General features: G+C 66.6%; 6 protein-coding genes. All 6 read right to left on the bottom strand.

Annotated elements, in window-relative coordinates; translation table 11 throughout:
* Nucleotides 1-345: 345 nt before the first annotated feature.
* The 6 genes from VGC77_RS08135 to VGC77_RS08110 all read right to left on the bottom strand — a co-directional run bounded on the left by VGC77_RS08135 (nucleotide 346) and on the right by VGC77_RS08110 (nucleotide 7,430).
* On the bottom strand, nucleotides 346-1,710 hold the full coding sequence (locus VGC77_RS08135; RefSeq protein ID WP_331171068.1) for a TrpB-like pyridoxal phosphate-dependent enzyme: 1,365 nt from the start codon (nucleotides 1,708-1,710) through the stop codon (nucleotides 346-348).
* A gap of 214 nt (nucleotides 1,711-1,924) precedes the next feature.
* Complete coding sequence (locus VGC77_RS08130; RefSeq protein ID WP_331171067.1) at nucleotides 1,925-2,893, bottom strand: 1-phosphofructokinase family hexose kinase; 969 nt, start codon at nucleotides 2,891-2,893, stop codon at nucleotides 1,925-1,927.
* Between the two features lie 83 nt (nucleotides 2,894-2,976).
* The gene (gene mgtA, locus VGC77_RS08125; RefSeq protein WP_331171066.1) at nucleotides 2,977-5,535 is read right to left on the bottom strand and encodes a magnesium-translocating P-type ATPase; all 2,559 of its coding nucleotides are present in this window, start codon (nucleotides 5,533-5,535) and stop codon (nucleotides 2,977-2,979) included.
* 102 nt (nucleotides 5,536-5,637) lie between these two features.
* The gene (locus tag VGC77_RS08120) at nucleotides 5,638-5,811 is read right to left on the bottom strand and encodes a hypothetical protein (protein ID WP_331171065.1); all 174 of its coding nucleotides are present in this window, start codon (nucleotides 5,809-5,811) and stop codon (nucleotides 5,638-5,640) included.
* Between the two features lie 171 nt (nucleotides 5,812-5,982).
* Nucleotides 5,983-6,612 (bottom strand): acyl-homoserine-lactone synthase, encoded by a 630-nt coding sequence (locus tag VGC77_RS08115; RefSeq protein WP_331171064.1) that lies wholly within the window; start codon nucleotides 6,610-6,612, stop codon nucleotides 5,983-5,985.
* An 80-nt stretch (nucleotides 6,613-6,692) separates the two neighbouring features.
* On the bottom strand, nucleotides 6,693-7,430 hold the full coding sequence (locus tag VGC77_RS08110) for a LuxR family transcriptional regulator (RefSeq protein WP_331171063.1): 738 nt from the start codon (nucleotides 7,428-7,430) through the stop codon (nucleotides 6,693-6,695).
* Nucleotides 7,431-7,664 lie beyond the last annotated feature (234 nt).

Below are 7,664 nucleotides of genomic sequence, written 5' to 3'. Positions count from 1 at the left end.
GGAGGGCATGCGGCGCGGTTCCTGGTCGCGCCGGAGCGGGCGCGGTGCCCGTTGTTTAGAAAGATCGGGCAAGCGGGGAAAGCGTTTTTTGGCCGATCGGCGGCGGAGTTCAGCCACCACCGGAGCGGCAGCCGCGGCCGGCTCCTTCTCCCCGCCCTTCGCGGGGAGAAGGGTGGGATGAGGGGCGAGGCACTGCACCGGCGACGACCGTGGCCTCGCGGGTCGGCACCCGCGCCTGATCGACCCGAGAGGTCGGCTTTGCCCATCCCGCCGTGCCTGGCCCCTCACCCGCCGCGCCAGGGCGCGGCGACCTCTCCCCGCGCAAGAGCGGGGAGAGGTGAAGAGTCACGCCGCCACGCTCGGCAATCCGGCCAGCGCCATCGCCAGTTCGGCTTCGTCGTAGTCCTGGTCGACCAGCTTGCCTTCGAAATAATTGATGTAGGCCTGCATGTCGAAATGGCCGTGGCCGGAGAGGTTGAACAGGATGGTCTCGGCCTTGCCCTCGGCCTTGCAGCGCAGCGCCTCGTCGATCGCGCAGCGCACCGCGTGGGTGGATTCCGGCGCCGGCACGATGCCCTCGGCGCGGGCGAATTGCACCCCGGCCTCGAAGCACCCGCGCTGCTGATAGGAGCGCGCCTCGATCAGGCCGAGCTCATAGGCGTGCGACACCATCGCGCCCATGCCGTGATAGCGCAGCCCGCCGGCGTGGAAGCCCGGCGGCATGAAGGTCGAGCCCAGCGTGTGCATCTTCATCAGCGGCGTCAGATGTGCGGTGTCGCCGAAATCATAGGCGTATTTGCCGCGCGTCAGCGTCGGGCAGGCCGCCGGCTCCACCGCGATGAAGCGCCGGGTGCGGCCGCCGCGCAGTTGCAGGCCGAGATAGGGGAAGGCGAGGCCGGCGAAGTTCGAGCCGCCGCCGGCGCAGCCGATCACCACGTCGGGATCATCGCCGGCGAGCTCGAACTGTTTGATCGCCTCTTCGCCGATGATGGTCTGATGCAGCATCACGTGGTTGAGCACCGAGCCCAGCGCGTATTTCACCGCCGGATCCTTGGCGGCGATCTCCACCGCTTCGGAGATCGCCATGCCGAGCGAGCCGGGGCTGTTCGGATTCTGTGCCAGCACGGCGCGGCCGGCCTCGGTCTCGTTGGACGGCGAGGCGACGCAGCGCGCGCCATAGGTCTCCATCAGCGCGCGGCGATACGGCTTCTGGTCATACGACACCCGAACCTGAAACACCGTGACGTCGATGCCGAACAGCGAGCCGGCGAACGCCAGCGACGAGCCCCATTGACCGGCGCCGGTTTCGGTCGACAGCCGCTTGATGCCGGCTTCCTTGTTGTACCAGGCCTGCGGCACCGCGGTGTTCGGCTTGTGCGAGCCGGCCGGCGAGACGCCCTCATATTTGAAATAGATCTTCGCCGGGGTATCGAGCAGTTTCTCCAGCCGGCGAGCGCGGATCAGCGGCGCCGGCCGCCACATCCGGAACACGTCGCGCACCGGCTCCGGAATCTCGATGTAGCGTTCGGTGGAGACTTCCTGAAGGATCAGATCCATCGGAAACAGCGGCTCGAGGTCCGGCGCCGCGATCGGCTGGTGCGTGCCGGGGTGCAGCACCGCCGGCATCGGCTTCGGAAAATCTGCGTTCAGATTGTACCAAGCCTTCGGAATCTGGTCTTCGTCGAGCACATATTTGACCTGGTCGCTCACGCAACTCTCCCCTGTTTCGCTTTCGGAAGAGGTGCTTTGCAGACCGCCTCGATCACCTCAACTGCCTCTCGCAACGTCGCGGACCATAGGTTCGCGCCGTCGACGGCTGCTTTGACCAGGATCAATTCTGCTTCATTTGTAGTCAAGAGCAGCATGGCGTTTCTTTATGCAGCGATGATGCAGAATTTTCCGATCGCCGCAACACGCCGCGCCGTCATCGCAGTTGCGATGCCGCGATGCGTGTGGCGGTCGCAATCTCGCGGATGCGGACCTGCGGCAGAAAGCCCGCGATGTCCTGCGGTCGGGCCAGTTCGGTGCCGGGGTTGACCAGTGCCGCGGTGCCCGCCGCGATGCCGAAGCGCAGTGCGGTGGCGAGGTCGGGATCGTTCTGCAGGCTCCACACCATCGCTGCCAGGAAGCTGTCGCCGGCTCCGGACACGGTGGCCGCCTCGATCGCCAGGCCCTCGGCGCGCAGGGCGCGGTCGCGGGTGATCAGCAGCGCGCCGTTCGGCCCCATGCTGAGCGCGACCATCTCGACCAGGCCGTGGTCGATCAGGTCGCGCGCGGCGTCGATCAGCGTCGCGTCATCGTCGCAATTCAGTCCGGTCAGATTCCAGAATTCGCTGAGGCTTGGCTTGATTAAATACAGGCCGCTTTGCAGCGCGGCCTTGAGCGGCGCGCGCGAACTGTCGACGATCACCCTGGCGCCGATCGCGGCGCCGGCCTGCACGATGCGGCCGAAGAAATCCTCCGGCGCCCCCGGCGGGACGCTGCCGCTGGCGATGATGAAGCCCGGCAGCCCGGCCAACGTCGCCTGGATCAATTGGCTCCACTCGGTTTCGGCGAGCGGCGACCCCGGCATCATGAAGCGGAATTGCTGCCTGGTGCTTTCCTCGAACACCGTGAAATCTTCCCGGGTCTCCGCGGCAACGGCCACGGCGATGCCGTTGACGCCCTCGCGGTCGAGCAGGTTGCGCAACAATTCGCCGGTGGCGCCGCCACTGGGATAGACCGCGCGGACGTCAGCGCCGAGCCTTTGAATGACCCGCGCGACGTTGATGCCGCCGCCGCCGGGGTGGCGCCGCAGCTGCGCGCAGCGCAGCTTGGAAAACGGTGCGATCTTGCCGACCGCGGTCGAGGCATCGATGGCGGGACTGGGGGTGACGGTGACGATCTGGGCCAACGGAGATCCTGTGTCGGTGGTACGCGCCGGGCGGTCTTAGCACAAATGTTGTGGCTAAGCTGCGACCGCCGCCGCGTCGCGCGCTACTGATGCTGCGGCCGGCGCTTGCCGCGCACCGCGAACGGCTTCAGCAGTTCGGCTGCGATCAGGTACACCACGACGACGACGGCGATGCCGCCGACCATCGCGGCCGGCGGCTGTTGAAAGCCGAACCAGCCGCCGACCGGCGTGAACGGCAGCACCATCGCCACGCCGAGCGCGATCAGCGAGGAGGCGGCGAGCACCGGGTTGGGCTGATCGCGCCACGGCCGGCCATTGGTGCGGATGATGAAGATCACCAGCACCTGCGTCGCCATCGATTCCAAAAACCACGCGGTCTGGAATTCGGCAGCCGACGCCTTGAAGATCAGCAGTAGCATCAGGAAGGTCAGGCCGTCGAACAGCGACGACAACGGTCCCATCACCGCGGCGAAGCGCAACAGCCCGTGCATGTCCCAGACCTGCGGCCGGGCGATCGCCTCGGGCCGCACGCCGTCGAACGGAATGCCGATTTCCGACAGGTCGTAGAGCAGGTTGTTGAGCAGGATCTGGGTCGGCAGCATCGGCAAAAACGGCAGCACGATCGAGGCCACCGCCATCGACAGCATGTTGCCGAAATTCGAACTGGCGCCCATCCGCACATACTTCAGGATGTTGGCGAAGGTCCGGCGCCCTTCGCCGACGCCGTCCGCCACCACTTCCAGGTCGGGTGCCAACAGGATCATGTCGGCGGCGGCTTGTGCGACGCCGGTGGCGCCGTCGACCGACAGTCCGATATCGGCGACTTTCAGCGCCGGCGCGTCATTGATGCCGTCGCCGAGAAAGCCGACGATCTCGCCGCGCGCCTGCAGCGCCTTGATGATGCGCGATTTCTGATCCGGCGCGAGCCGTCCGAAGGCGTCGATGGTTTGCACTTTCACGGCCAGCGCGTCGTCGCTGAGCGCCGCGACATCGGCGCCGGACAACACCGTGTCGGCGCTCAAACCGACCAGCAGGGCCAGCCGCTTCACCACCACCGGATCGTCGCCGGACAGGATCTTCAGCCGGATCCCGGATGCCGCCAGCCGGGCGATGGCCGCGGCCGCGGTCGGCTTCGGCGGATCGGCGAACACGCACAGACCCTGAAAGATCAGTTCGGTTTCGTCGGCGGCCTCCACGGTGGCGGTGGCGGCGGTCGAGGGCCGCGACGCCACCGCGACTGTGCGCAGCCCCTGTTCGGCGAGGCTATGGACCTTGGCCATCGCTGCGGCGCGCTGCGCATCGTCCAGCGTCGCGCTATCGGCGCCGGCGCGTCGCCTCGTGCACAGTGCCACTACCGCCTCCGGCGCGCCCTTGACGATCAGTTGCGCGCCGTCTTCGTGTTTGGCCAGCACCGAGCCGAGCCGGCGGGTGAAGTCGAAGGCATGACGGCCGGCGAGCGTCCAGCCGCGCGCGGCGTCTTTCGAGCCGCGGATCAGCGCAGCGTCCATCGCGCCGCGATCACCGCCGAGGTCGGCGGCGATGGCGCCGAGCCGCGCCGCGGTGGGATCGTCGGCGCCCTGCGGGTCGAGGCTGCCGGCCAGCGTGATTTCGGCCGAGGTCAGCGTGCCGGTCTTGTCGGTGCACAGCACGGTCATGGCGCCGAGATCGTGAATCGCGGCGAGATGCTTGACGATCACCTTGCGCCCGGCCATGCGGATCGCGCCGCGCGACAGCGTCACCGTGGTGATCATCGGCAATAATTCGGGCGTGAGCCCCACCGCGAGCGCCACCGCGAACATCAGCGAGTCGAGCACGGGGCGGCCGAAGCCGATCCGCACCGCCAGCACGATGACCACCAGGCCGAGCGTCAGCCGTGCGATCACCAGGCCGAATTCGTGCAGGTCGCGCTGGAACGGCGAGGCCGCCTGGGCTTCGCCGAGCACCGCGGCGGCGGCGCCGAACACCGTGGTGCGGCCGGTATGGACCGCGAGCGCGAGCGCCTCGCCGGTCTGCGCCACGGCGCCGCGAAACAGCGCGTTGCAAGCTTCGCCGGGGCTCGACGCGCTGACCACGCCGGGACGCTTCTCGACCGGATAGGGCTCCCCAGTCAGCGCCGCCTCGCCGGCGGTGAACGCCGTGCTCTCCAGCACCAGCGCGTCGGCGGGGATGATGTCGCCGGCGCGCACCCGCAGCAGATCGCCGGGCACCACGCGGTCGACCTCGATCTCGACGAAGCCGCCGTTGCGCTTCACCTCGGCCTTTAGCGCCACCGAGGCCCGCAACAGTTCGGCGGTGCGTGCGGCGTGGCCTTCCTGCACGGTGTCCAGCCCGATCGACAGCACCAGGATGGTGACGATGATCGAGCCGCCGATCTCGTCGCCGGTGGCCACCGAGACGATGCCGGCGGCGAGCAGGATCAGCGACAACGGCTCCAATAGCCGTCGCAGAATGGCGCGCAGCACGCTGTCCGGCTTGGCGTCGCTGTCGCTGTTGCGGCCATATGTTTGGAGCCGGCGCGCGGCCTCGTCGGCGCGCAAGCCGTCGCGTCCGCAGCTCAGCGCCGCGCACAGCGCGTCGGGCGTCAGCGTCCAGAATGTCTTGAGGGTGGGAGCGTTCGGTTCAGGGCCACTCGGCGAAGTCATGGCGTTTGGTCACGTCTGCGCCGGCTCATGCCGATCGCCGCGTGCAACATCGCCGGGTTTTGCCAAGCTGTCGAGACGTCATCGCGCGTGACGGCGCCGCGGTCAGGACACCTCGCGCCGGGCAAACTCGACGTCACGCGCGATCGACTGATCGGCCACTTCCATCGCCGCCATCTTGATCAGCCGCACCGCATGGCCAAGCTTCAAGGCTTCGGCCTGTTCGATGCATTCCTCGAGCTTATCGGACAGCCAGGTGAATTCTTCGGGGATCGGCATCTCAGCCTCACTCTCTCGCCTCGTAGCAGGCGCCGGTTCAGGATCGGTCGATCAGCGCGACCGCTGCGTTGCGCGGTGGGGGCCAATCCGGCCTTACAGAATCTAGCGATTCCGCGCGGCAATCCATGGCCAGAATTGACCATTGACCCACGACATTGGACGAATTGATAGTTAGGCGAATTTTCGTTGCAATGCGCCTGCAGGTTGCGTCACCTGCTCCAGCACCGGCCCGGTCACGCCCGCGGTATGCCGGATTCGTTCTAGCGAATCCTCGCCGATTTCGAACGTCACCGCAATCAGCGTTTCGCCGTTGACCTCGCGGGGCAGTCCGAGCGGATGAACCCGAAATCCGGCGTCCTGCACCACCGACATCCGGAACGAGCGAATCACCGCGGACACCGCGGAAAGCCCTTGTTGCAGCCCGTATTCCTGCAGCCCGGTGAGCAGCTCATAATAGGTGCGGCCACCGCGTTTGTCGCGCGACACCGAAATCCGCGTCATTTCCAGCACGTCGCTGCGCTGTGGCACTGGCCCATCGACCAGGTAGGAAAATACCTCGCTCAGCATGTGCGGGGCCTGCGTCGGATACAGCCGGAAGCAGCCGATCACCCGCTCATCATCATCGAGCGCGACGACATAGATGGTGTTCTCGTTGTCGTACTGATCGACCTCGTAGCGGCCGTCCTGCTCGAACGCGGTCCAGCCGCGTTCCTTGACGAAAATTTCGTGGCGGAAGCAGAACTGACGTTCCAAGGTTTCGCGGTAGCGGAGTTGATTGGCCTGATCGATGACCCGGATCATGGTGCGCTCCTGCTGTTGGCAGCAGGAGCAGGGCACGGCGGCCGGGGGCCGCACTATTCAGAGGACTGGGTATTGACTCCTTACAGCTCGATCTCGCCGCGCCGGATCGACTCGACCACCGCCTGGGTCTTGGTGCAGGCATCGAGCTTGCGCATCGCCGAGGCCATGTGTTTGTTCACGGTGTCGGTGGAGATCGCCAGAATACGCGCGGTATCCCAGGCGGTCTTGCCGACCGCGGCCCAGCTCACCACCTCGCGCTCCCGCGGCGACAGCATGGTCTGTTGCCGTGCGGCGGATTCGCGCATCGTCATCAGCTGATTCATCGCGTAGATCGCGATCAGCTCCATCGCCGCGGCCGCCGACGGGCTGGCGTCGATCTCGCAGCCGCCGAACGAAATCGCGGCTTCATAACCGCGCATGCCGTAGATCGGGACGCAGAAGCCGTGGCGCATGCCGTAATCGCGCGCGGCGCAATCCATCAGCGCCGCGGTGGTCTTGTCGGACTTGTCCCACGGCGCATCGGACCAGCGGAACGCCCGCGTCTGGTGCCGCGCATAGGCCGCTATCGGATCGTGCTTGTGGTAACCATCGTGCAGATACTGGCCGAACCATGCTTCCGGCCAATGCCGCAGCAGCACCAATTTGTCGAAGTCTTTGCAGGCGAGCTTTGGCGCCGCGGCGATCACGAAGGACTGATAGCCGTAGGCGGCGGCGGCGTCGCGAACCGCATCGACCAGCGCCTGCGGCGAGGTCGTGGTCCGGAAACGCTCGATCGAGGCGAGAGCCCGGTCAAAATGCCTGAACTCTGAAGCGGGCATTCGCGTATTCCTCGTACCGCCGAACGAGATGCACGCGACTATTACACACCGCCGCAAGGCCGACAACGGTGCCCGGTGACGCCGGCGGGGAGGGGCAACGGATTATATCGTTTTCGAGCGAAGTGGATCCCGGTTCGCGTGAAGAAAACGCGTCAAAATAACAATATCGAGCCCCGGTTCTGATTCTATCAGGACCGGAGGAGTTCTAGCCCCGGCGCGGCATCCGCGCCGGGG

It is taken from the genome of Rhodopseudomonas sp. (assembly GCF_036404135.1).
Lineage (GTDB): Bacteria > Pseudomonadota > Alphaproteobacteria > Rhizobiales > Xanthobacteraceae > Rhodopseudomonas_A.
This window is presented reverse-complemented; position numbering and strand designations above follow the sequence as displayed.